This is a genomic window from Myxococcus sp. CA005, assembly GCF_006518205.1.
Lineage (GTDB): Bacteria > Myxococcota > Myxococcia > Myxococcales > Myxococcaceae > Myxococcus > Myxococcus xanthus.
The window spans coordinates 45,246-66,741 of the sequence record NZ_SRLV01000049.1; the positions used below are offsets into that span (position 1 = coordinate 45,246).

The window sequence follows — 21,496 nt, forward strand, 5'->3', positions numbered from 1 at the left end:
CACGGGCAGCTACTGACCGGGCTGGCTGGTCGCCTGGGCCGGAGCCGGGGGCGCCGCGCTCTCCGGGTTCTTCAGGCGCTTCACCGTGGCGATGCGGCCCCGGAACTGCGACTGGTACGGGCTGTTGAGGTAGGCGCCGGCCGCGTCACGGGCGACTTCCAGCGCCTTATCGTACTGGCCGACCTCCTGGTAGGAGTGCGCCAGCAGCAACATGGCGTAGTCGCGCGTCTTCGACTTGCGGTCCCCGTCCACGAAGCGGGCGAGCAGCGGCACCGCCTTCTCGTGGTTACGGGTGTTGTTGTAGGCCGTACCCAGGTAGAAGGACGCGTCCAGCGCCTGGTCCTGCGGCGGGTTCATGGCCAGGAACCGCTCCATGTTGGAGATGACGCTGTCCATCTCGTTCTTGCGGAAGGCAATCTTGCCCTGCTCGAACGCGGCGTCGCCCGTCTCCCGGCGCAGCACGGCGGCGCGGTCATTGAGGGCCTGGCGCTCCAGGTTGCTCAGCCGCGACGTGTCCAGCTTCACCAGCGCGTCGATGCCCTTGAGGCGCTCGTCACCGGGCAGGCTGGTCATCATCTTGTAGACCTTGTTCGCCTCCTGCTGGACCGACTGGTGCGCCGCGGTGTCCGCGCGCTGCTTCTCCAGTTGGCCGGTGAGGTCGGCGACCGTCTTCTCCAGGCGCTCCTTCTCGTTGGTGGCGCTGGTGCTGCGCGCGCTGGTGATCATCAGCGCGGCGCCCACGCAGATGACCGCGAACAGCACGTAGGCCACCGCGGACGACAGCCACTGGCGCTTCTGGAAATCTTCGTGACGTTTGCCAACCGCCTTCACCTCCGCATGGAGGTTCTTGAGCAGGTTGTCGCTCTTGATGACGAGGTTGCGTGCCTCGACAATCTCACGGCGCAGATCCGTGAGCTCCTTTTCCACATCCGTTTTCGGCTGGTCTGGCATGGACATCTTCCTAGGCCCGGAAATGAATTCGGCCGATTCACGCATCGTAAGGAGTTCTCCCGGTCATGCGTCGATAATTTCCGCAGCGGAACAGCGCTGCTTAGCCAATGCATTTCCCGAAGAAGGGCAACAGCGCCCGGCTCGCCTGCTTCCCCTCCGAACCTACAGGCTCCCAGGGAGCAGCCGTGATGGCTCTGCTGGAAAGCTGTACGTCACGCCCAGCGAGAGCCAGCTCCCTCCCAGGCTGAAAGAACCGACGCGCGCCGTGGACGGCCCCACCGGACCTCGGAGGAACGCGAGCCGGTAGTCGGCAGTGATGCCCCAACGCGGCGTCAGGCGCAACGTGGCGCCCACGTTGCCCATCCACGTCTGGGTGGTGGTTTCCTGGAGCTCCTCACCCTTGCGCTCCGACGAGGCGAGCGTGGGCCCCGTCAGCAAGCCCGCGAAGGGCACGAGCCCATGGGGGCCCAACTGCGGAATCACCGTCTGGAAGCGCAGGCCGATGAGCGCCCCGTAGCCCAGCACGTCCACCTGCCGGGCCTGCGGCGGCCCGCCGTCGACACCCGGCTCGTTGAGGTACAGGCGACTCTGCGTGCCGAACAGGTCGATGCCCACCTCCAGCAGGTCGGAGATGGCGTAGGCGAAGGACGCCACCACCGTGGGCCCGCCCGCCACTTCCCGGGCACGCGGCAGCCCCTGGTTGGCGGAGCGCGAGTACCAGCCGTCGTAGAGCGTCTTGTTGGGGGTGATGCGCCAGCCGCCCTGGATGGTGATGCGGCCCACCCCATCCAGCGAGGTGGACACGTCCTCATCACCGTATCCGTAATCCTGAGCGGCGGCGGGAGCGGAAAGCAGCAGTGCGAGCGGAAGAAGGCGACGGAGCATCAATGGCGGCTTTGGCGTCAGGGGCGCTTGGGGCTCAGCGCGATTTCCAGGAAGGTGGTCCGCCGGCGGCGAAGTGATGCGACGAAGCAGCGCACCACGCATCCGGCGCCGAACTCGCGCAGCACCACGCCGAGATTCGCCACCACGTCCCGCAGGGTGATCACACCGTGCATGTGCCCGCTCCTGTGCGCTGCGGAGGTTGGCCTGGGTGCTACAAGCGTGTGGCGCACGGTAACAGGGGGTCCCCCCCCGTCAATTTTCGGGGCACTCAGCGGGCGCGCCGCTCCAGCTCCAGCAAGGGCATCTCCAACACCACCACCGTGCCGTGGCTGCACGTGGGGTGGAAGTCGGCCCGGTCCAACTCCCCGAGCAGCGCGCGGAACTGCGCGTCGGAGAGCGGCACGGCGCCGGCCTGCTTCGCTGCGTGGCACGCCATCACCCGCACCGCCTCCGCCAGCGACACCGTGTCCAACGTCGCGCTCTTCGGCGGAAGCGCCCGCGCCAGGGCCTCCAGCAGCGAACGCGCGTCCGCCCCTTCCAGTCCCGGCGGCACCGTCTTCAACGCCACCGTGGTGCCGCCGAACGGCTCCACGTCGAAGCCCAGGCGGGACAGGGCTTCCCTGCCCTCCACCAGAGCCTTGGCCGCCGCGACGGGCAACTCCAGCGTGGTGCCGAAGAGCGTGGGCGCCGGAGGCGGCTTGCCGGACTCCAACGCGCGCAGGTAGCCCGTCAGGCGCGCGCGCTCCAGCGCCGCGTGCGGATCCATCACCACCAGCGTGCCCCCCGGTCCCTCGCAGACATGGAAGCGGCCCCCCAGCATGCCCAGGGGCCGCAGCGCGCCGAAGTAGCCCGGCGGAGGTGCCTCGTTGAGTTGCGGCTGCGCCTGACCGAAGGCGGGGGCCTGCCCCACCGCGGCGGCGAAGGGCAGCGCTCCCGGCCGAGCCCCCTGCCCCAGCGGCCCCAGGGACGGCGCCCCTGGACCGGGGCCCGGCGCGTCCATGGCGGTGGGCAGCGGGCCGCCCCACGCGGCTTCCTGGGCGCGGGTGAGGAAGCGCTCCACGGCGTGCGCGTAGTGCGCGGCGTCCATGGGCTGGCCGGCCTGGGGCGCGGCGCCCTCCACGCCCGAGCCCAGCCACGGCGCGGCGCGCAGCATGCGGCTGAGCGCGGCCGTCAACGCCTCCTGGACACCCCGGGCGTCGGCGAAGCGGACCTCCTGCTTCTGCGGGTGCACGTTGACGTCCACCGCGCGCGGGTCCACGTCGATGTGCAGCACCACCACGGGCTGGCGCCCGGCGGCGAGGAAGTCCTGGTACGCGCGCTGAATAGTGCCAATGAGGCCGCGATCCCGGATGTAGCGGCGGTTGACGAAGGTGTAGAGGCCGCGCGCGTTGTTGAATGTGAACTCGGGCGACGCGGCGAACCCCGTGACGGCCACGCCCAGCCGGCGCTCCTCCACGGGGAACAGGTGCGGATGCGACGTGGAGCCCAGCGCCGCGGCGATTCGCTCGCGCGGGTCATCCGGGCAGGCCGCGCTGGAGAAGAGCGTGCCGCCCTCGTGCGAGGCGAAGAAGCCCACCTCCGGGTACGCCAGGGCCAGGCGCACCACGGCCTCCTCCGCGTGCTTCAGCTCCGTGTCGCCCCGGCGCAGGAACTTGCGGCGCGCGGGCACGTTGAAGAACAGGTCCTCCACAGTCATGACCGTGCCCGTCCGCGGCGGCGCGTCCTCCACCAGCGGTGGCCCACCGCCCTCCACCGACACCCGCGTGCCCACCTCGGAGTTCGCGGCCGCGGAGTGAAGTGTGAACCGGGAAACGGATGCGATGGCGGGAATGGCCTCGCCCCGGAACCCCATGGAGTCGATGTGGAACAGGTCGTCCAGCTCGCGCAGCTTGCTGGTGGCGTGGCGCTCCAGGCACGCCACGGCGTCCGAGCGTCCCATACCGTGCCCATCATCCGACACGATGATGCGGTCCACGCCTCCACCGTCCAGCTCGACGCGGACCGTACCGGCACCGGCGTCGATGGCGTTTTCCACCAGCTCCTTCACGACGGAGGCAGGGCGTTCCACCACTTCGCCGGCGGCAATCTTGTTGATGAGGACGTCGCTGAGACGGGCAATCCGGGACATGGCGGCCGGACACCCTCCGCCACCCAGGCGACGTTGTCCAGCAACACAACATGGGTGGCGGCTGACAATCCCAGGCGGCTGGGCTAACACACGACGCCGCGTATGGACGTGTCACGACCAGGCAAGGGACGGCTGCGCATCGCGGTAACGGGCGCGAGCGGCGACTATGGGCGGCTCCTGCTGTCTCGGCTGGACCAGGATCCCGACGTGGAGAGCATCCTCGTGCTCGACGTCGTCCGTCCGGAGGGCGACAAGGTGGAGTTCCACCGCGTGGACCTCACCCGGTACGATGCCGAGAGCGAGCTCACCGACGCGCTCACCGAGCGCCCCGTGGACGCGCTCTATCACCTGGCGTTCCTGTTCGGACCCATCCGCAACGGCTCCCTGGCGCACGAGCTGGAAGTCATCGGCACCATGAACGTGCTGACGGCGGCGGGCCGCTCCCGGCTGCCCCGGCTGGTGGTGCCCTCCCTGACGGCTGTCTACGGCGCGCGCGGGAACAACCCCGCGATGCTGCGCGAGGACTCGGCGCTCCAGGGTTGCCCGCACAGCCGCTTCGTCACCGACAAGGTGGAGGTGGAAGGCCAGGTGCGCGCCTTCCGGGAGCGGCATCCGTAAATGCGCGTGCTGGTGCTGCGCTTCGCGCCGGTACTCGGGCCCTCGGTGGACAACCCGGCCACGCGCTTCTTGAAGAATCCCGTGGTGCCCACGCTGATGGGCTTCGATCCGCTCTGGCAGGGGCTGCACGAAGACGACGCCGCGCGTGCCTTGCACCTGGCCCTGCGCGCGGACGCGTCCGGTGAGTTCAACATCGTGGGCCGCGGGGTGATGCCGATCTCCGGCCTCATTCAGCAGGCGGGCGCACGGCCGCTCCCTCTGCCAGGGCCCTTGTTTCGGGCCGGCCTGCATACGTTGGACGCCGTGGGCGCGGGCACGTTGCCCGTGGCCCTGCTCGACTACATCCATTACTCATGGGTCGCGGACGGCGAGCGCGCCGAGTCCGCACTCGGTTTCATCCCCCTCCACCATGTCAGAGACGCCGCTGCGGCGCTGAAGAGGAGCTAGTCATGGCCAAGGGTGTCCTTGGGAACGATCCCTTCAAGCGCGGCGCCGCGCCGCGCCCCACCGAATCCTCCACGCCGGGTGGCGAGGAAAAGGCCGCCGCCGCGGAGACGGTGACGAAGAAGAAGCCGGGGCCTGGCGGGACGGCGCCCGCGAAGGCCGGTGGCAAGGCGGCTGCCGCGAAGTCGCGCAAGCACGAGGGCAAGAAGACGTCCGGGAAGGCCAAGGGAGGCAAGGCGGCCGGAGGCATGAAGGGCGCCGCCGCGGCTGCCCGGCCTCCGGCGCAGGCATCGGGGCCGCGGGCTCCCGCGCCGCAGGCCGAAAGGACTGAGGCAGCGGACGCCGCGCTGTCGCCGCGCGAACCCGCCCCGTCCCAGCAGGCGCGGACGCCGCAGGCCCCCCAGACTTCTGCCCACGGCGCGGACGACGCCGTGCGTCCCCTGCGCGAGCCCGCGGTGTCCGCGCCGCTCACGCTGGATTCACAAGCCCCCGGCCCGGTGAACGATGCCGGTGTCCCCACGCCGAAGCAGCGCGACGTGGACCTTGCCTTGGCGGAAGCCCTGGCAGCCGACGTGGCCGAAGCCGCCGCCACCGCCGCGGTGGACGCGGCGCTGGGCGCGGAGGCCGGCCCCGACGCCGAGGTCGAGCGGCTCATGGCCACGGAGTTTGCGACCGAGCTGGCCGAAGCCGCGGTGGAGGAAGCGCTGGAGCGGGGCGCTCCTGCCCAGTCTCTGGAACAAGAGCAGGAGCTCGCCGCCGCCGTGGCCGCGCAGGTCGCGGACAGCGCCGCACGGGCCGCCATCGACCAGGTGCGCGCCCGCCACGCCACACCGGATGCTCCGGCCGTCACCCGGTGGGAGCGGGAGACGCCGGTCCGCGTCGTGGTGACGGACGAAGCGGACACGTCCGCGGTGGAACCGGAAGTCGAGCTTCCGGATGCCACACGCGACGAGCTCCCTCCCAGCCGCAGGGGCCCGCTGTCGCTGGTGCCTCCGCCCGCCACGGACGCGGGTGAGTCGTCCTATCGGGAGTCCTTCTCTCCGGAGTCCGGACGGGGTGAGCCAGAGGGTATCCGTCCCCTGGCGGAGCGCGCCGTGGGGGCCCTGTCCCTGGCGCGTGACATCGCTGGGCAGGCCCTGGCGAGCGAGAGTCTGGCCCGGGCGATGCTCGCGATGGGCGGCCTGAAGGACATGCTCCGCGCCGGCCTGGGCACTGGCGGTGGCGCGAACCTGGACGAGTACGGCAAGGACCCATCGCTCGTCGAGCGGCTGGAGCCCGTGCTCGAGTTCCTCTATTCGCAGTACTGGCGCGTGTCCGTGCAGGGCGTGGACCACGTGCCGCCGGGCGCGGCCATCCTGGTGGCCAACCATTCGGGCGCCCTGCCCTACGACGGGCTCGTCATGTCCATGGCCCTCACGCGTGAGCGCCCGGACCTGCGCGAGCCCCGCTGGCTGGTGGAAGACCAGGTCTTCCACGCACCGATGCTGGGCACCCTCTTCAATCGGCTCGGCGCCGTGCGGGCCTGCCCGGAGAACGCGCTGCGGCTCCTGGACGAGCATCGTCCGCTGGTCGTCTTCCCCGAAGGCTACCAGGCACTCAGCAAGCCCTTCGGCGAGCGTTACCGGCTGAAGCGCTTCGGCCGCGGTGGCTTCGTGAAGCTGGCGGTGCGCACCGGCGCGCCCATCGTCCCGGTGGCCATCGTCGGCGCGGAGGAGACGTCGCCGCTGCTGGGCCGCATCCCCGCCTCCTTCCTGGGACTGCCCTACGTGCCCCTCACGCCGCTGGGCCCCCTGCCCCTGCCGGCCAAGTGGAGCATCCGTTTCGGCGAACCCATTGGCGTCGAGGACCTCGCGCCCGAGGCCGCGGACGACCTGGGCGAGGTCCAGCGCCTCACCGAGCGCACCCGTGAGGCCATCCAGAGCATGCTCCAGTCACTGCTGCGCGAGCGCCGCTCCGTCTTCGCGGGCTGAAGCGGAAGCGCCTGGACAGGCACTTGGTGGGCTGGAGACTCAGCCCACCACGCGGTTGCGGCCGGACGTTTTCGCATCGAAGAGCTTCTCGTCGGCGTCGCGCACCAGTTCACCTGGCTCGCGGTGGTGCGGCTCCAGCACCGCGAGCCCCACGGACACCGTGACGGGAATCACCTGCCGGTCGAACTCGAAGCGCTGCTTCTCCACCAGCCGGCGCACCTTCTCCGCGAGCTGACGCGTGCCGGACAGCGACACCTCCGGCAGCAGGATGGCGAACTCCTCGCCGCCGTAACGCGCGAACACGTCCTCACGGCGGATCTTCGTGCGCACCGTGGATGCGAGCTGCTTGAGCACCGAGTCCCCCGCCAGGTGCCCGTACTTGTCGTTCACGGCCTTGAAGTGGTCGATGTCCAGCAGCACCAGCGACAGCATCCGCTCGTAGCGGCGGCTCCGCGAAATCTCCCGGTCCAGCTGCTCGTCGAAGTAGCGCCGGTTGTAGATCTGCGTGAGGCCGTCCATCGTGGTCAGCCGGTAGATTTCGTCGTGGTACGCGGCCTCGATGTTCCCGCCGGCGATGTACTTGAAGATGGTGCGGCCAATCTTCACGAGGTCGCCGTTGCGCAGCTCGCGCACCCCCTCCGCCAGTTCGTCGTTGACGAACGTGCCGTTGGTGGAGCCCAGGTCGCGGATGCGCACGCCCTCGCGCGAATTGGTGATGCTCGCGTGGTTGCGGCTGACCGATTCCTGGTCGATCTGGATGTCCGCCTTGGACGAGCGCCCGATGAGCGTCTCCTCGGACGTGAGGTCGAACTTGCGCCCCAGGTCCAAGCCGTAGATCACCACCAGCGCCGCGTCGAGGTTGACCGGCCGGTCGGAGATCTTCGAGATGACCGTGACGACCGTCTCCTTCTGCACCTTGCCTCCCGGAACGACAACGCTACCACCCGGCAAATCACGAAAGCGAGCCAGCACGCGAAAACCCAGGCGGATGTTCCCTTACGCGGAGCTCAGGGAATGTCGACCTGCCGGGTCGCGGTGACGAGCGGACGCAGGGGGTCACCCTCCAGGTCCACCAGGGTGGCCACCAGCGACACGCCCAGCCCCGAGCACTGCGCCGGGAGCTGCAACTCCACCTCGCCGCGTCCCGGTGCAATGGGGGCGGAGGCGAACAGCGCCTGGTCGTTGCAACCCGAGCCGCCCCGCATGCTGACGCGCACCTGGCCTTCGCCGCCGGAACCCGTGCCCAGCCGGAAGCCGGAGACGCTCACCCGCACCGCGCTGCCTCGGGCCAGCCGCTGCCCGTCCGCCTCCGGATGGCGCCACGTCACCTCCGGCCGGCCCACGCTCAGCGTGGCGACGGCATCCGTCAGGTCCGCGAGCCGCTCCGCGCCCAGGCCCTCTGAAGCCACCAGGCGGGACGGGCCCTGCCCCACACGCCGGTCCAGGCCCCGCACGCGCAGCGCCTCCACCTGGAGCTTCGCCCGCGTCGCCTGCAACACGCCGTCGAAGTCGAAGGTGCGGTCCTCGAACCCTGGCGGCGGCCGGGGAACGACGACGCCGTCGTCCGTATCGTCCGGATCCATCAACACCGTCCAGCGGCGGCCGGCGCGGTTGGTGAACTCGGCGCGCACCACGCTGGCCCGCCCGTCCACCTGGGCCTGGAACTCGCGGCCGACGAGCTCGCCGCGGGGGGCCCCATCGAAGTTGTAGCGAACGGACTCCGGTAGGGAGAGGAAGCTCAGCCCCGCGTCCACGGGCTGCACGCCGTCCGGGTCGAACTCCGGCCTGGGCAGGTTCGCCACGAGCGTGCTGGTCGCCACCGTGCCGTCCTCGGCCTGGTCACCTGATGTGGCGGACACCACCAGCCGGTACGGCAGGCCCTCCAGGCCCCGGTGCGTGGGCGCCATGCGCACGGGCACCAGCCCGGGCCGGCCCAGCCGCGCATCGGCGTCCGTGTTCGGATCGGCCGGCGCCACGTTGGCCGCGGCGCCCAGCCCCAGCGGAACCATGCCTCGGCCGGGGACCGCCACGGTGGCCAGCACGTAGGCGCGGTCCAGGTGCGCGCCCCGGTACTGAGGCAGCGGCGGTACGCGCACGGCGAAGGGGAACGACAGCCGCACGCCCGGCGTTTCCCGCTCGAAAGGCAGCGCCTGCGCGTACTCCGCCGCACGGGTGTCCGGCTCGCCGGTGAGGATGCCGGGCGTGGGCGCCAGGGTGAAGCGGGCGTCACGCGACAGCGCCGAGAAGAAGCGCGTCGAGCCGGGCAACAACTGCCCCAATTGCAGCAACGGATCCGTCCCCGGCGCCATGAGGTTGAGGGGGAGTTCCTTCAGGGGGAGCTCGCCCGTCAGCGCCCAGGCCGTCCGCGTCCCACAGGCGCCCGTGCGAATGGCCAGCTCCGCATCCAACACACCCGGAAGCGAGCTGTCACACACACCCGCCACGCCCGGGGCCGCGACGTCTGGAGCCGTGCTGCCCGTCAACCACAGTGCGCTGCCCGACGGCAGCGACAGGCGGTCCTGGCCCGTGCCCACGGGGAGCGCCACCTCGTGCTCCGGGCCCAGGAAGGACTCGGGAGCCAGGTCGGTGGGGAGCCCGGGCACGGACAACCCCATCAGCCCCACGCGCAGCGAAACCGCCGTCGAGAAGGTCTCCGTCAACGTGGGGAATGGGCCCTTCACGCCGCCGAAGCGGTCCAAGGGGTTGCGGCGCAGGGCCATCCGCACGTCGCGGAACTGGCTCGCGTCGTGGCGCGCCAGCGTCAGGTAGCCGTAGTCGGAGTGGAAGGCGGAGAGCGCCACCTCGCCTTCCGCGGGCACCCAGACGGCTCCGTCGGCGTTCGTCACCATCGCCGCTTCCAGGCCGCCGTCATCGGCGGACACCGCGACGACGGCCAGCGGCACCGGGCGCCCGGTCAGCGCATCCACCACCAGCACGCGCACCCCACCCGGGGCTACTTCGGCGGGCAGCACGGTGACGCGCGCATGGCAGGAGACATTGCCCACTCGGACCGCCAGCGCCTGGTGCTCCGAGGCGGGCTCGCTCAGCACGACAGAGGCCTGGTGGCCGCCCCCGCCTCCGACCACGGAGGGAGACAGCACCTCCCATGCCACGCCGTCACGCAACACCAACGGAGCGCCCGTCGATTCGCGCACCCACACGCGGAAGTCCACCGTCATGCCCGGGGTGCCCACGACGACATCCGGCGTCACCTCGCACGCGACCGCGCGGGATTCGGACGGCGGCGAGCCACACGCGCCGTCTCGGCACACCGTGCCTGAGTCACAGTCCGTGTCGGCGGCACAGACAACGGGCACGCACCGGTTCATGTCGCATTGGCAGCCAGCGCCGCCTACCTCGTCACACGCGGCCAGTGCATGAGGGCCCCGCCGCGCCACGCCGCAATCCTCGCGCGTCAGGCAGGCGGGCTCGCAGCGCGAGGTGGCCGAGTCACAGAAGAAGAGCGAGGGGTCCGGGCAGTCCTGATCGACGGAGCAGTAAGTCACCTGTGGGAACGGACCCACGGGGTTGTCAGGCCCCATGTCCATGTCGCCGCAGCCGCTCAGGTACAGGAGGACACAGGCCAGGCAAGCCAGCGCGAGGGGACGGGGGGGGTGACTCATACGAATGCGGCTCCGGGGGGACCGTCCGCGACCTTACAGGCAGGACGCGCGCTGCGCGACGGTACGCGGCGCCGGCCGCCGCCCTTCGAGCCCCATCATAGCCGGTCCGCCCGCCGTGCGCCCCTCCTCCGCACGGGATGGTTGGCTTTCAGGGTTAACAGATCGATGATCGCCTCCTGATGGCTCGTAGTGAACCCAAGTCCCTGGAAAGTCTCCTTCCCCGCGTCCTGGCACGGCTGGCGGGAGAGTCCGGCAAGGGCCACGCGCTGGCCCCCGTGTGGGAGGCGGTGGTCGGTCCGCACCTCGCGCGCCACACCACCCCCCAGGCCCTGCACGGAACCACCCTGGTGGTGGCGGTGACGGGCGCCCAGTGGGCCCAGTCGCTGGAGTCCGAAGCGGCGTCGCTCTGCGAGCAGCTCAACGCGCGGCTCGGCCCGGACACGGTGAAGTCCCTCTCCTTCACGTTCCAGGTAGCGCGCCGATGATGGCCTTGTTGCCGCTCATCGCCGTCCTGGCCGCCACACCGCCGGCGTCGGCCGGAATGGAACGCAGCGCCGCGCAGCACGTCAGCCGCGAATTCGAGCGCGTGGGACGGCGCGCCCCGGTGGAAGACCCGAAGCTGACCACCGCCGCGCGGCGGCTGGCACACGAGGCCCTCACCGAATACACCACCGGCGCGCCGGGCCTCTTCACCCTCACCTCCGCCGTCAGCGACGCGGGCGCGGCGGACCCCTCGCCTCGCGCGCTGGTCATCCGGGCGTGGGTGCCACAGCACGCCGTCGAGACCTTCCTCGACCGCGACGACTTCAACAGCGAGCGCGCCTCGCACTTCGGCGTGGGAGTGTCCGTCCTCGGCAAGCGCGCGGCGCTCGTCCTGCTGCTGGTGGACCGCAAGGCGGAGCTCCAGGACTTCCCGCGCCTCATCGCCAACGGCGAGCGCTCGACCATGACGCTCTGCGGCGCCCTGGTCCCACCACTGCGGCGGGCAGAGGTGTACGTCACCCAGCCGAACGGCGGGGTGAGTCTCATGCCCGTCCAGAACCGGGGGGCGGGGGGCGGCTTCTGCAGCCGGCTCGCCTTCGCCACGCCGGGTACGTACACCGTGGAGGTGGTGGGACGCGCGGACGGCGGGCCGGAGGTGGCGGCGCTCTTCCTGGTGGACCAGGGTGAACCCCGCAAGCACGCCGCCAGCGAGGACACCGCCGAGCCCACCACGCTGGAGGACGCCCGCCGGGCCGTCTACGAGCGCATCAACGCCCTCCGCCGCGCTCACGCGTTGCCCGAACTGTCCCCCGACGCCGTGCTGGAACAGGTGGCCCAGGACTACAGCGCGCGCATGTCGAAGGAGGGCTTCTTCGCCCACATCGCCCCGGACGGCTCCACGCTGACGAAGCGCCTGCCAGCGGGCGCGCGCTACGTGCGCGCGGGAGAGAACCTGGGCCTGGCACCGGGGCCGCTGGCGGCCCACTTCGGCATCGAGCACAGCCCTGGACACCGGCGCAACGTGCTGGACCCGGGCTTCCGCTTCATGGGCGTGGGCGTGGCGTTCCACACGGTGAACGGGCGCCAGGAGGCCGTCCTCACCGAGGTCTTCACCGTCGCCCCGCCCGCTTCGCCGGAGCTGGCGGACCCGCAACAGGAGGCCTACGACGCCCTGAGCCGGCGGCGTGCGTCCCGCAAGCTGCCGCCCCTGACACGCAACGCCGCGCTCGAGACACTGGCACGCGCCCACGCCAGGCGCGCGCTGGAGCTGGACCAGCCCTCCGCCCAGCCGGGTGAAGCCCCGGTGCACGACCGCGTCTTCGAACTGCTGCCCGACGCGGGAACGGCGTCCGTGGACTTCTTCGTGGTGTCGGACCCCACGGCGATCCCGGAGTCCCGCAGCATGGCCGACGCCACGAACAACCGCGTGGGCGTAGGCGTCGTGCGGGGAGACTCCCGCCGCTTCGGCACGAATCAGTACTGGGTGGCCGTCATCTACGCGGCCGTCCCCTGACGTCCCGCACGGAGACGCCGTGCGTGGTGGTGCCCCCGGCGTGTGTGGCCAGGGGCATCAACGCCATGAACCCCGTTCAGACAGGCCGGCGCTGCGTGGCGTAGGCCTCGAGCCCCATCTGCGGCGGCGCCACCTGCTGATACATCGGACACTTCATGCAGGTGAACGACTGCCAACCTCGCCGGACGGCTTCATCCAGGCAGTTGTCATACTGATGACAGTTGAGGTTGCGGTGGGTCTCGACGCCGGCTCGCTTCGGCCCGGCTTCGGGGTTGATGGTTTGTGGCAGATCGGCTGGACACGGCTTCATGAAGCCCTCCCTCTGAACTGTTTCCCCCCCGAGCGCTGTGAACGAGCGGTGCTACCTGACGACAACGACTGGACCCGCCATGCAACGACGGACCGGAGTGGCGCTGAGCGGCGGCGCAAGGTAGTGATTCACTCCGGGTGACGCAATGGGTCGGCAGTTCCTACCCAAGTGCACGTAATCGCCAGGACGCTTTCAGCGAATGACATCGGGTGCTGAACAGTCTGGACTGACCCGATGCCGCGCGGATCTAGGACTTGTCGCGCCCGCTGTCAAACCACCCTCCCTGCGGGGCAAGGGGAATGATCGGTGTGTGCGTCTCGTTGGCAGGCCGCAAAGCCGCGTCGTGAAAGGAAGACCACATGAGTTGGAGTGGGTGGGTTGCGGGGGTGGTTGCGGGGATGTCGCTGGGACAATCCCCCACGGCGCTGGAGGCCGTCCGCCTCCACAAGCCGGATGCGGCCGCCCTGGCGCGCGCGGAGCTGACGGCCTGCGCCGCGAAGAAGTGCGACGACGTGGGACGGCTGGCGCTGCTCGCGGGGACGCTCGCCCTCTCTGACGGTCAGGCCGCCGAGGCAAGGGAACTGCTGGCTGCCTGGCCCGCCCCTCCACTGCTGGCGCCGTACCACGCCTTCTACCTGGGCCAGGCCCGCTTCTACGCCGGGGACGCCGCGGGCGCGGCCGAGGACTTCGCGCGAGTGCTGGAATCCAAGGCACCCGCGGAACTCGCGGCTCGTGCCCGAGCGCGGCTGGGTGAGTCACTGCTCAAGGCAGGCAAGCCCCAGGACGCGGCCCAGGTACTGGAGGCCGCCGCGAAGGCGTCTCCCACCGTGGAGCTGCTCTATCAGCGTGCCTTGGCGCGAGGCGGCTCCGGAAACCGCGCTGGGCAGCGCGCCGACATGATGACGGTGGCGCTGCGCTTCCCCACCCACCCCTACGGCAATGAGGCCATGGCGTGGCTGACGGAGGGCAGCACGCCCCCTGTGAAGCTGGGCTACACCGAGCGCACCACCCGCGCGGACCGCTTCCTGGACGCGGGCGCGACGCAGCGCGGACTCGACGAACTGGCGACGCTGGACAAGGTGAAGCTCGACAAGGAGCAGGCAGCCCGCGTGGCGCTGCTGCGCGCGAGGGCCTGGTTCGCGCTGGGGCGGACGGAGGATGCGGAGAAGGCGCTCGCGCTGGCGCGCAAGGGCCCCGCCGCCGTCGCCGCTCAGGCGGACCTGCTGGTGGCTCGGCGCGCGCTCAAGTCCGACGACAACGCCAAGGCCCGAACGCTGATGGCGGCCCTGGACAAGAAGTACCCCTCGCAGCCCGCGGGTGATGAAGGCGCCTTCTTCGCGGGCTGGTTGGATTTGCAGGCCGGGCGCTTCGCGGACGCGGTGCAGGCCTTCACGGCTTTCGAAACGCGTTATCCGCGCTCACGCCGGCGCGACGAGGGCATGTGGTTCCGCGCGCTGGCCCACCTGCGTCAGGAGGAGTACGCGAAGGCCCGCGCCGCACTGGACGCGTTCCTGACCGCCTACCCCAAGAGCAACATGGGACCGCAGGCGCGCTACTGGATGGCGCGCAGCCGCGAGCTGGACGGCGCGAAGGCAGACACGTTGGGCCCCGCGTACGAGGCCGTCATCACCTCGGCGCCCGCGTCCTTCTACGCGCTGATGGCCAACGAGCGGCTCAAGGCGCTGAGCCTGAAGACGCCCGCACACTTCCCACAGCCGCCGCAGGTGCTGCAGCTTCCCCGCCCTCCCGAGCTGGAGCTGGCGGTGGAGCTGACGCGCGCGGGCTTGTTCCGTGACGCGACGGAGGAGGTGGAAGCCCACGCGGCGCGGCTGCGCTCGGCGGACCAGGCCCTGCCCTTCGCGCACGCGCTGCTGGGACTGGGTGAGTACGGCCACGCCCACGCGGTGGCGGCGCGCCACCTGTGGGGACGGGCCTTCGGCGCGCGCGCTCCGGAGGCCCTGGCGCCCTTCTATCCTCGCGCCTTCGCCACCGCGGTGGAGGGAGCGGCGACGCAGCACCAGGTGGACCCCTACCTGGTGTGGGCCATCATGCGGCGGGAGAGCGCCTTCCGGCCGGAGGTGATGAGCATCGCCGATGCACGAGGGCTGATGCAGATCATCCCCAAGACGGCGAACGCCATCGCGGAGAAGCTGAAGGAGCCCGTCCCCGCGCCCGCGGACCTCTTCTCCCCCGAGCGGAACATCCGCTATGGCGCCTGGTATCTGTCCCGGCTGATGGAGCGCTTTGGACACCCGGTGCTCGCGGCGGCCGCGTACAACGCGGGCCCAGGCTCGGCGGCGAAGTGGGTCCAGGAGCGGAGCTCGCTGCCACTGGACCTCTTCGTGGAGACCATCCCCTTCAAGGAAACGCGCGGCTACGTGAAGCAGGTGGTGGCGGACCTGTTCCTCTACCACTCCTTCTACGGCGACGGCACGGGGGCGCTGAAGCTGCCACTACAGGTGCCCGCGCCGTCGAAGGAAGGTGTCAGCTTCTAGGCTCCGACTGGGGCGCCAGGCCCGCGAGACGACGCGCGGGCGCGCGCCGAGCGTCAATCCCGGTCTGGCGCGCCCAGGGGAAAGAGCGGCCGGAAACGCCGCGCCTCATTCACTGCTCGGGCGAAGGACGGGCGCGCAAGCAACCGCGAGCGGTAGGCGCGGAGCACGGGAAACGCATCGGAGATCCGGTGCGTCCAGTCCGCGTAGAACAGCGAGGGCGCGGCCGCGCAGTCCGCCAGCGTGAAGTCCTCGCCAGGGGCGGCCCAGGTCCTGCCGGCGAGCTGCCCTTCGAGCCAGGCGTAGGCGACCTCCAGCTTCTTCACGGCCAGGGCCAGTCCTTCCTGGCGCTTCACCGAATCCCCCGTCAGCGCGCCATCGACCGCGTGCTGCGCCGCGTTCATGACGTGCAGGTCGAAGAAGCGATCGAGAAAGCGCACGTCGAGCGCGGCCATCGGGTCCGCGGGCAACAGACGTACGGGCCCGGGATGCGCGAGCTGCAGGTACTCGATGATGATGCTGGTCTCGGCGATGTCGCGCTCGCCATCCACCAGCAGCGGGAACTTGCGCAGCGGCCAGCGCCGCGACCACTCGGCCGAGTGCTGAGGTGTTTCCGGCCCGATACAGCGGAACTCGAAGGGCGTGCCATTCTCGTACAACGCGATGAGGACCTTCTGCGTGTACGAAGAAAAGGGATGACCGTAGAGCACGAGTGACATCGGCGGACTCCTGTCGCAGACCGCTTGCATTTTGCAAGCAGTCAAAACCCTATCCCTACCACTTGCACATCGCAAGGAGTAGCCTGGAGAGAATGGCCATGGCGCAGACAGGGCGATCCGGCTGCCCGATCAACCTGACGCTCGAACAGCTCGGCGACCGTTGGAGCCTGGTCGTCATCCGCGACGTCATGTTCGGCAACAGGCGCAGCTACGGCGAGTTGCTCGCGCAGAGCGAGGAACGCATCGCCTCGAACATCCTCGCGGACCGGCTGAAGCGCCTGACGGCGTCCGGCCTGCTGACGCGACGCCCGGATCCCACCCACCGCCAGAAGGTCATCTACAGCCTGACGGAAGCGGCCATCCAGCTCGTGCCACTCCTCGCGCACATGGGCGCCTGGGGCCGCCGGCACACGCGCCCGAGCAAGGAGCTGTCCGTACGCGCGGAGCTGCTGGAACAGGGCGGCGCACCGCTCTGGAACGCCTTCATGGAGGAGCTGCACCACCTGCATCTCGGCTCGCCGCGGCCGGCGCGCTCGGTATTCGGCGAGCTGCAGGCCGCCTACGAGAAGGCGCTGGTGAAGCGCTCCCGCTGAGCCCGGCGCGTCATCCTCTGCGCCGGGCGAAGGTTCACACCCACCCGCACTAGGCGCGCTGGGCCATCCGGCGCAGGATTTCAGACTCCATCCCGTGCACCACATCCGACAGGGGGATGGTGCTGGAATCCACGTGCACCGCGTCCTCGGCGGCCTTCAGCGGCGCCACGGCGCGGGCGGAGTCGTCGCGGTCCCGCTTCGTCTGGTCCGCGAGCACGGCATCCAGGCTGCTCTCCACGCCCTTCTGGAACAGCTCCTCGTAGCGGCGCCGGGCGCGCACCTCGGGGCTGGCCGCCAGGAAGAACTTCGCGTCCGCGTCCGGGAACACCACCGTGCCGATGTCACGGCCCTCCAGGATGGCGCCCTTCTCCGACTCCAGCGCCAGCCGTCGCTGGAGTTGCAGCAGGCCCGCGCGCACGACCGGCCGTCCGGACACCTGGGACGCCGCCATGGAGATGTCTGGGGTGCGAATCTCCCCGGACACGTCCTGGCCACCCAGGAAGACGTGGTTCTCCTCCCCCACCACCTGGAAGTGGATGTGCACGCGGCCCAGCAGTTCGCCCAGGCCCGCGTCGTCGTCGAAGGCGATGCCCTCACGCTGAGCCATCAAGGCCACGCAGCGGTAGATGGCGCCCGTGTCCACCAGCGAGAAGCCCAGCCGGCGCGCCAGAAGCTTGGACACCGAGGACTTGCCGGCGCCCGCGGGGCCGTCGATGGCGACGATGAAGGGCCGGGCGCTCATGTCAGGATCTCTTTCAGCACCTGGACGCAGCGCGCGTTCTCCGCGGGCGTGCCCACGGAGATGCGCACGTGGTTCGGGAACCCCTGCCCCGCGAAGGGCCGGACGATGATGCCCTTGCGCAGCAGCTGCTCGTACAGCGCCACTGCGGGACGGCCGAAGTCCACGAACACGAAGTTGGCGTGGCTGTGCGTGAGCGTGCCGCCCAGCATCGGCAACTCCGCGGCGAAGTAGTCCAGACCCGCGCGGTTCACCTCACGCGTGCGGCGCACGTGCTCGGTGTCCTCCAGGGCCGCCAGACCCGCGGCCTGGGCCAGCACCGTCAGGTTGAAGGGCATGCGCGTGCGGTGCAGGTACGCCGCCAGCCGGGCATCCATGATGCCATAGCCCAGGCGCACGCCCGCCAGCCCGTGAATCTTGCTGAAGGTGCGCAGCGCCACCAGGTTCGGGTGCTGGCCGACCAGCGGCACGGCGCTGGTGTACTCGGGCCACTCGACGAACTCGCAGTAGGCCTCGTCGTGCACCACCAGCACCTCCGGCGGCACCGCGGCCAGGAAGCGCGTCAGGGCGTCGCGGCTGAACGCGGTGCCCGTGGGGTTGTCCGGGTTGGCCAGGAACACCATCCGCGTGCGCGGGGTGATGGCCTTCGCCATGGCCTCCAGGTCGTACAGGAAGCCCTCGCGCATGGGCATCTCCACGAAGGGCCGCCCATGGGCCTGCGCGGAGATGCGGTACGCGGAGAAGGAGCCCTGGCACAGGAGGATTTCATCCTCCGGCGTGGTGAAGGTGCGGATGAGCAGCTCGATGAGTTCGTTGGAGCCGCTGCCCAGCACCACCTGCTCCGGCTTCACGTCCACGTGCGCGGCCAGCTTGCGCACCAGGTGGAAGGACGTGGCGTCGGGGTACAGGTGCGTCGCGCCAGAGACGTTCCGCATGGCCTCCACGGCGCGCGGGGAGGGCCCCAGTGGGTTTTCGTTCGAGGCCAGCTTGATGACGCCCTTGAGGCCGAACTCACGCTCGGTCTCTTCAATGGGCTTGCCGGGCACGTACGGCTTGAGCGTCTCAACGTGGGTGGGGACGAGCGGTCGCATGGTGTAAGGGCCCTGATACGGTGGATTCAGCGTCCGGAGAACACACCGAGCGCGCGAAACTTCGCGTACCGGTCCTGGACCAGTTCATCGGGCGACAGCTCGGCGAGCTGGCCCAGGTGCTTGCGCAGCGTCTTGCCCAGCGCCTCCGCCATCTTCGCGGGGTCGCGGTGGGCGCCACCAGCGGGCTCGGCGATGGCCTCGTCGATGATCTTCATCTCCAGCAGGTCCTTCGCGGTGAGCCGCATCGCGTCCGCGGCCTTGTCCGCCTTGGCGGCGTCGCGGAACAGGATGGAGGCGCAGCCCTCCGGGGAGATGACGGAGTAGACGCTGTTCTGGAGCATCAGCACGCGGTTGCCCACGCCAATGGCCAGCGCGCCACCGGAGCCGCCCTCACCCACCACCGTGGAGATGATGGGGACGCGCAGCCGGCTCATGACCTCCAGGTTGACGGCGATGGCCTCGGCCTGCCCTCGCTCCTCGGCGCCGATGCCCGGGTACGCGCCCGGCGTGTCGACGAAGGTGAGGATGGGCTTCTCGAAGCGCTCGGCCAGCTCCATGAGGCGGCGGGCCTTGCGGTAGCCCTCCGGGCGCGGCATGCCGAAGTTGCGCGCCATGTTCTCCTTGGTGTTGCGGCCCTTCTGGTGGCCCATCACCATCACCGGCTTGCCGTCGAAGCGCGCGAAGCCTCCGACGATGGACGGGTCCTCACCAAAGGCCCGGTCACCGCACAGCTCGACGAAGTCGGTGAAGAGGTAATGGACGTAGTCGAGGAAGTAGGGGCGGTTCGGGTGCCGGGACATCTGCACCACCTGCCACCGAGTCAGGTCGCTGAAGATCTCCGTCTGGAGCTTCTTCGCCTTCTTCTCGAGCTTGGAGATCTCCGAGGAGAAGTCCACCGTGCCGCTGGTGGAGAGGACCTTGAGCTCGTCGATCTTCTTTTCCAGCTCAATCAGGGGGCGCTCGAACTCGAGCACATAGCTGGTACCGGTTGCCATGGCGCGGAACTAGCACCAGGGTAAGGCGGCTTTCAACGCGCAAGCGTTTACGCACCCCTGTCTGGAGGCACATGCACCCCGCCCTGCCCCTATTGCTCCTGGCCCTCACGGGCGCAGCGTCCACCCCTAATGCCCGAGGACTGAACACCCAGGGCTTCCGGCTGTACCAGGCGGGGCGCTACCCAGAGGCCCTGGAGCGCTTCCAGGCGTCCGCCCGGGAGTCCCCGGACTATGCGCTGGCCCACTACAACCTGGCCGCCACCCTGGGGATGCTCCGCAAGCAGGGGAAGGTCTGCGAGTACAGCGCCCACCGGGACGTCATCGTCGAGCACCTCACCCAGGCGGTGAAGCTGGATGCCCGGCGGCTCACCCGCGCGAAGGAGGACGCGGACTTCACCCCCATCCGGGACACCCTGGGCTGGCAGAAGCTGCTGGGCCGCAGCCCGGCGAGGGAGGCGGATGTCCCCGTGCTGCTGCGCGAGGTGTCCTGGTTCGGCCCGGGCGTGGGCGTCTACGGCACCACCCAGGGGCTGCGCTTCGGCCCCTCCGGCAGGGTCACCCTGTGGACGAAGGAGGTGGGCGACGACGGGACGCCCCGCCAGAAGGAAACGCGGGGCCGCTACACGGTGCGAGGCAGGCAGGTAGCGCTTCGGTTGAATGGCCGTGCGCCGCTGGAAGGCACGCTGACGGAGTCGGGCGCGCTCACCTTCCCCGGCCTGGAGACGTTCACCGACTCACCTTCGGAATGCGAGGCGTAAGCCCCCGCGGGCCTCCGTGCCTTCCAGCCATCAGTCGCGACGTGAGCCACGCTCGCTTTCAGATACGGCCCGCGCAACCCCCTTGGCACCCATGGCGCGCGTCGTCATGGTGCGCACGGGGGCAGGTGGGAAGGGATGATTCTTCGGGGTGGAATCAGGGCGTGAGGCGGATGTGGCGGCGGCCCCCTCTACTTCTGCACAACAGCCAGGACACTCCCGCCGGGTGGAACGAAGCCCGGCAGGGCTTCCTTGGCTCGATTCACGACGAGCCTGGACCTCAGGCCGCCTTGGTCTTGGCGGCCGGCGGCGACAGCGCGTACCACGCCGTGCGGAAGGCCTTCAGCTCGCGCAGACCCGCCGGGTGACGGCCCAGGGCCGGCGCCATGGTCACGGGCAGGCCCAGCTTCTTCTCGATGGCCTTCGCCGCGTTGAACTCCAGCTTGCGCCGGCTCTCGCACTTGTCGCAGGTGGACTTGGGGCCCACGCGGTTGACGAGCACCCGCTCCACGGGGAGCTTCTTCTCCTTCAGGTACTCCACCAGCCGCTCGGTGCGGGCCGCGGCCAGCTCCTCGCCGCGCGTGACGACCACGAAGCGCGCCTCGCTCGGGGAGGCCAGCGCGTCCTCGAAGCGCTTCACGTGCTTGATCATCCCGGCGATGTCGTCCGCCAGCTCGGCCAGGCCCTTGGCGCGGTGCTTGGTCAGCACCGCGTGCAGCGCGCCCAGCCACGTCTTGGCCGTCTCCGCCATTTCCACCACGCGCACGGACGTCACCACCGGCGCCGAGTCCACCACGATGCGCTTGAAGCGCTCCTGCACCAGCGCGTCCGTCAGACAGGACAGCGCGGCCAGCTCGTCGATGCCCGGCGGCGCGCACTCCAGAAGGTTGCGCAGGTAGAGCAGATCCGCGGGCACCTCGCTGCCCGACCGGGGCGCGCCCTCGAACGCCTTCTCCGCCTTCTCCTTCACCCGCTTGCGCAGGGCATTGAACCAGCCGGCGATGTCCAGCTCGCGAGCGTATAGGCCCTTGGTGCCCTTCACCTGCGTCTCCGTGTCCGTCAGGCGGCTCTGCAGCACGTCCGACAGCGAGTGCGCCGGATCCGTGGAGATGAGGAGCACCGGCCCCTCCTTCTCCGTCAGCGTCACCGCGGCGGCGGCGGCGCAGGAGCTCTTGCCCACCCCGCCC

Annotated in this window: 18 protein-coding genes and 1 pseudogene; 7 read left to right on the forward strand and 12 right to left on the reverse strand. The window is 70.2% G+C overall.

From position 1 onward, the window contains the following. Positions 1–9: 9 nt before the first annotated feature. The 4 genes from FMQ63_RS21745 to mutL form a co-directional block, all read right to left on the reverse strand. Complete coding sequence (locus tag FMQ63_RS21745; RefSeq protein ID WP_011554033.1) at positions 10–996, reverse strand: tol-pal system YbgF family protein; 987 nt, start codon at positions 994–996, stop codon at positions 10–12. A gap of 117 nt (positions 997–1,113) precedes the next feature. After that, positions 1,114–1,836 (reverse strand): hypothetical protein, encoded by a 723-nt coding sequence (locus FMQ63_RS21750; RefSeq protein ID WP_026114283.1) that lies wholly within the window; start codon positions 1,834–1,836, stop codon positions 1,114–1,116. Positions 1,837–1,853: 17 nt separating this feature from the next. Further along, entirely contained in the window at positions 1,854–2,009 is a 156-nt protein-coding gene (locus FMQ63_RS38090) for a hypothetical protein (RefSeq protein ID WP_163884409.1), read from the reverse strand. Between the two features lie 95 nt (positions 2,010–2,104). After that, on the reverse strand, positions 2,105–3,964 hold the full coding sequence (gene mutL / locus FMQ63_RS21755; protein WP_011554035.1) for a DNA mismatch repair endonuclease MutL: 1,860 nt from the start codon (positions 3,962–3,964) through the stop codon (positions 2,105–2,107). Positions 3,965–4,066: 102 nt separating this feature from the next. Between mutL and FMQ63_RS21760 the strand changes: the two are divergent. Then, a pseudogene (locus FMQ63_RS21760) lies at positions 4,067–5,029 on the forward strand (SDR family oxidoreductase). 2 nt (positions 5,030–5,031) lie between these two features. Continuing rightward, the gene (locus tag FMQ63_RS21765) at positions 5,032–6,996 is read left to right on the forward strand and encodes a lysophospholipid acyltransferase family protein (RefSeq protein ID WP_020478342.1); all 1,965 of its coding nucleotides are present in this window, start codon (positions 5,032–5,034) and stop codon (positions 6,994–6,996) included. A 39-nt stretch (positions 6,997–7,035) separates the two neighbouring features. On the opposite strand, the gene FMQ63_RS21770 is transcribed toward FMQ63_RS21765, so the two are convergent. Together FMQ63_RS21770 and FMQ63_RS21775 are read right to left on the reverse strand one after the other, a co-directional pair. Next, positions 7,036–7,911 carry a GGDEF domain-containing protein gene (locus FMQ63_RS21770; RefSeq protein WP_011554038.1) on the reverse strand — a complete coding sequence of 292 codons (876 nt, stop codon included), beginning with the start codon at positions 7,909–7,911 and terminating at the stop codon, positions 7,036–7,038. Positions 7,912–8,003: 92 nt separating this feature from the next. Further along, positions 8,004–10,619 carry a carboxypeptidase-like regulatory domain-containing protein gene (locus tag FMQ63_RS21775; protein ID WP_011554039.1) on the reverse strand — a complete coding sequence of 872 codons (2,616 nt, stop codon included), beginning with the start codon at positions 10,617–10,619 and terminating at the stop codon, positions 8,004–8,006. A 179-nt stretch (positions 10,620–10,798) separates the two neighbouring features. On the opposite strand from FMQ63_RS21775, the gene FMQ63_RS21780 reads away from it, so the two are divergent. Together FMQ63_RS21780 and FMQ63_RS21785 are read left to right on the forward strand one after the other, a co-directional pair. Next, positions 10,799–11,104, forward strand: coding sequence for a DUF721 domain-containing protein (locus FMQ63_RS21780; RefSeq protein WP_011554040.1), 306 nt, complete (start codon positions 10,799–10,801; stop codon positions 11,102–11,104). Next, positions 11,101–12,615 carry a CAP domain-containing protein gene (locus FMQ63_RS21785; RefSeq protein WP_011554041.1) on the forward strand — a complete coding sequence of 505 codons (1,515 nt, stop codon included), beginning with the start codon at positions 11,101–11,103 and terminating at the stop codon, positions 12,613–12,615. The genes FMQ63_RS21780 and FMQ63_RS21785 overlap by 4 nt, the downstream gene beginning before the upstream one ends. A gap of 76 nt (positions 12,616–12,691) precedes the next feature. Here the strand turns inward: FMQ63_RS21785 and FMQ63_RS21790 are convergent, their stop codons facing one another. After that, complete coding sequence (locus tag FMQ63_RS21790) at positions 12,692–12,925, reverse strand: hypothetical protein (protein ID WP_002636478.1); 234 nt, start codon at positions 12,923–12,925, stop codon at positions 12,692–12,694. A 359-nt stretch (positions 12,926–13,284) separates the two neighbouring features. Here FMQ63_RS21790 and FMQ63_RS21795 point away from each other — a divergent pair, with 359 nt between their 5' ends. Further along, positions 13,285–15,420, forward strand: coding sequence for a transglycosylase SLT domain-containing protein (locus FMQ63_RS21795; protein WP_011554042.1), 2,136 nt, complete (start codon positions 13,285–13,287; stop codon positions 15,418–15,420). 53 nt (positions 15,421–15,473) lie between these two features. On the opposite strand, the gene FMQ63_RS21800 is transcribed toward FMQ63_RS21795, so the two are convergent. Then, on the reverse strand, positions 15,474–16,136 hold the full coding sequence (locus FMQ63_RS21800) for a glutathione S-transferase family protein (RefSeq protein ID WP_011554043.1): 663 nt from the start codon (positions 16,134–16,136) through the stop codon (positions 15,474–15,476). A 92-nt stretch (positions 16,137–16,228) separates the two neighbouring features. Between FMQ63_RS21800 and FMQ63_RS21805 the strand changes: the two genes are divergently transcribed. Then, a complete protein-coding gene (locus FMQ63_RS21805; RefSeq protein WP_011554044.1) occupies positions 16,229–16,729 on the forward strand; it encodes a helix-turn-helix domain-containing protein in 501 nt (166 codons plus the stop codon). Between the two features lie 49 nt (positions 16,730–16,778). On the opposite strand, the gene cmk is transcribed toward FMQ63_RS21805, so the two are convergent. Genes cmk through FMQ63_RS21820 form a run of 3 tightly spaced genes read right to left on the reverse strand, consistent with a single transcriptional unit; the run spans position 16,779 to position 19,554 of the window. Next, a complete protein-coding gene (cmk, locus tag FMQ63_RS21810; protein WP_011554045.1) occupies positions 16,779–17,471 on the reverse strand; it encodes a (d)CMP kinase in 693 nt (230 codons plus the stop codon). Next, entirely contained in the window at positions 17,468–18,559 is a 1,092-nt protein-coding gene (gene hisC / locus FMQ63_RS21815) for a histidinol-phosphate transaminase (protein ID WP_011554046.1), read from the reverse strand. Before hisC ends, cmk begins: the two co-directional genes overlap by 4 nt. A 26-nt stretch (positions 18,560–18,585) precedes the next feature. After that, the gene (locus FMQ63_RS21820) at positions 18,586–19,554 is read right to left on the reverse strand and encodes an acetyl-CoA carboxylase carboxyltransferase subunit alpha (protein WP_011554047.1); all 969 of its coding nucleotides are present in this window, start codon (positions 19,552–19,554) and stop codon (positions 18,586–18,588) included. A gap of 71 nt (positions 19,555–19,625) precedes the next feature. Between FMQ63_RS21820 and FMQ63_RS21825 the strand changes: the two genes are divergently transcribed. Next, positions 19,626–20,312: a tetratricopeptide repeat protein gene (locus FMQ63_RS21825; RefSeq protein ID WP_026114284.1), complete on the forward strand. Its 687-nt coding sequence runs from the start codon at positions 19,626–19,628 to the stop codon at positions 20,310–20,312. Positions 20,313–20,589: 277 nt separating this feature from the next. Here the strand turns inward: FMQ63_RS21825 and FMQ63_RS21830 are convergent. After that, a partial coding sequence (locus FMQ63_RS21830; protein ID WP_153881075.1) for an ArsA family ATPase occupies positions 20,590–21,496 on the reverse strand: 907 nt, incomplete at its 5' end.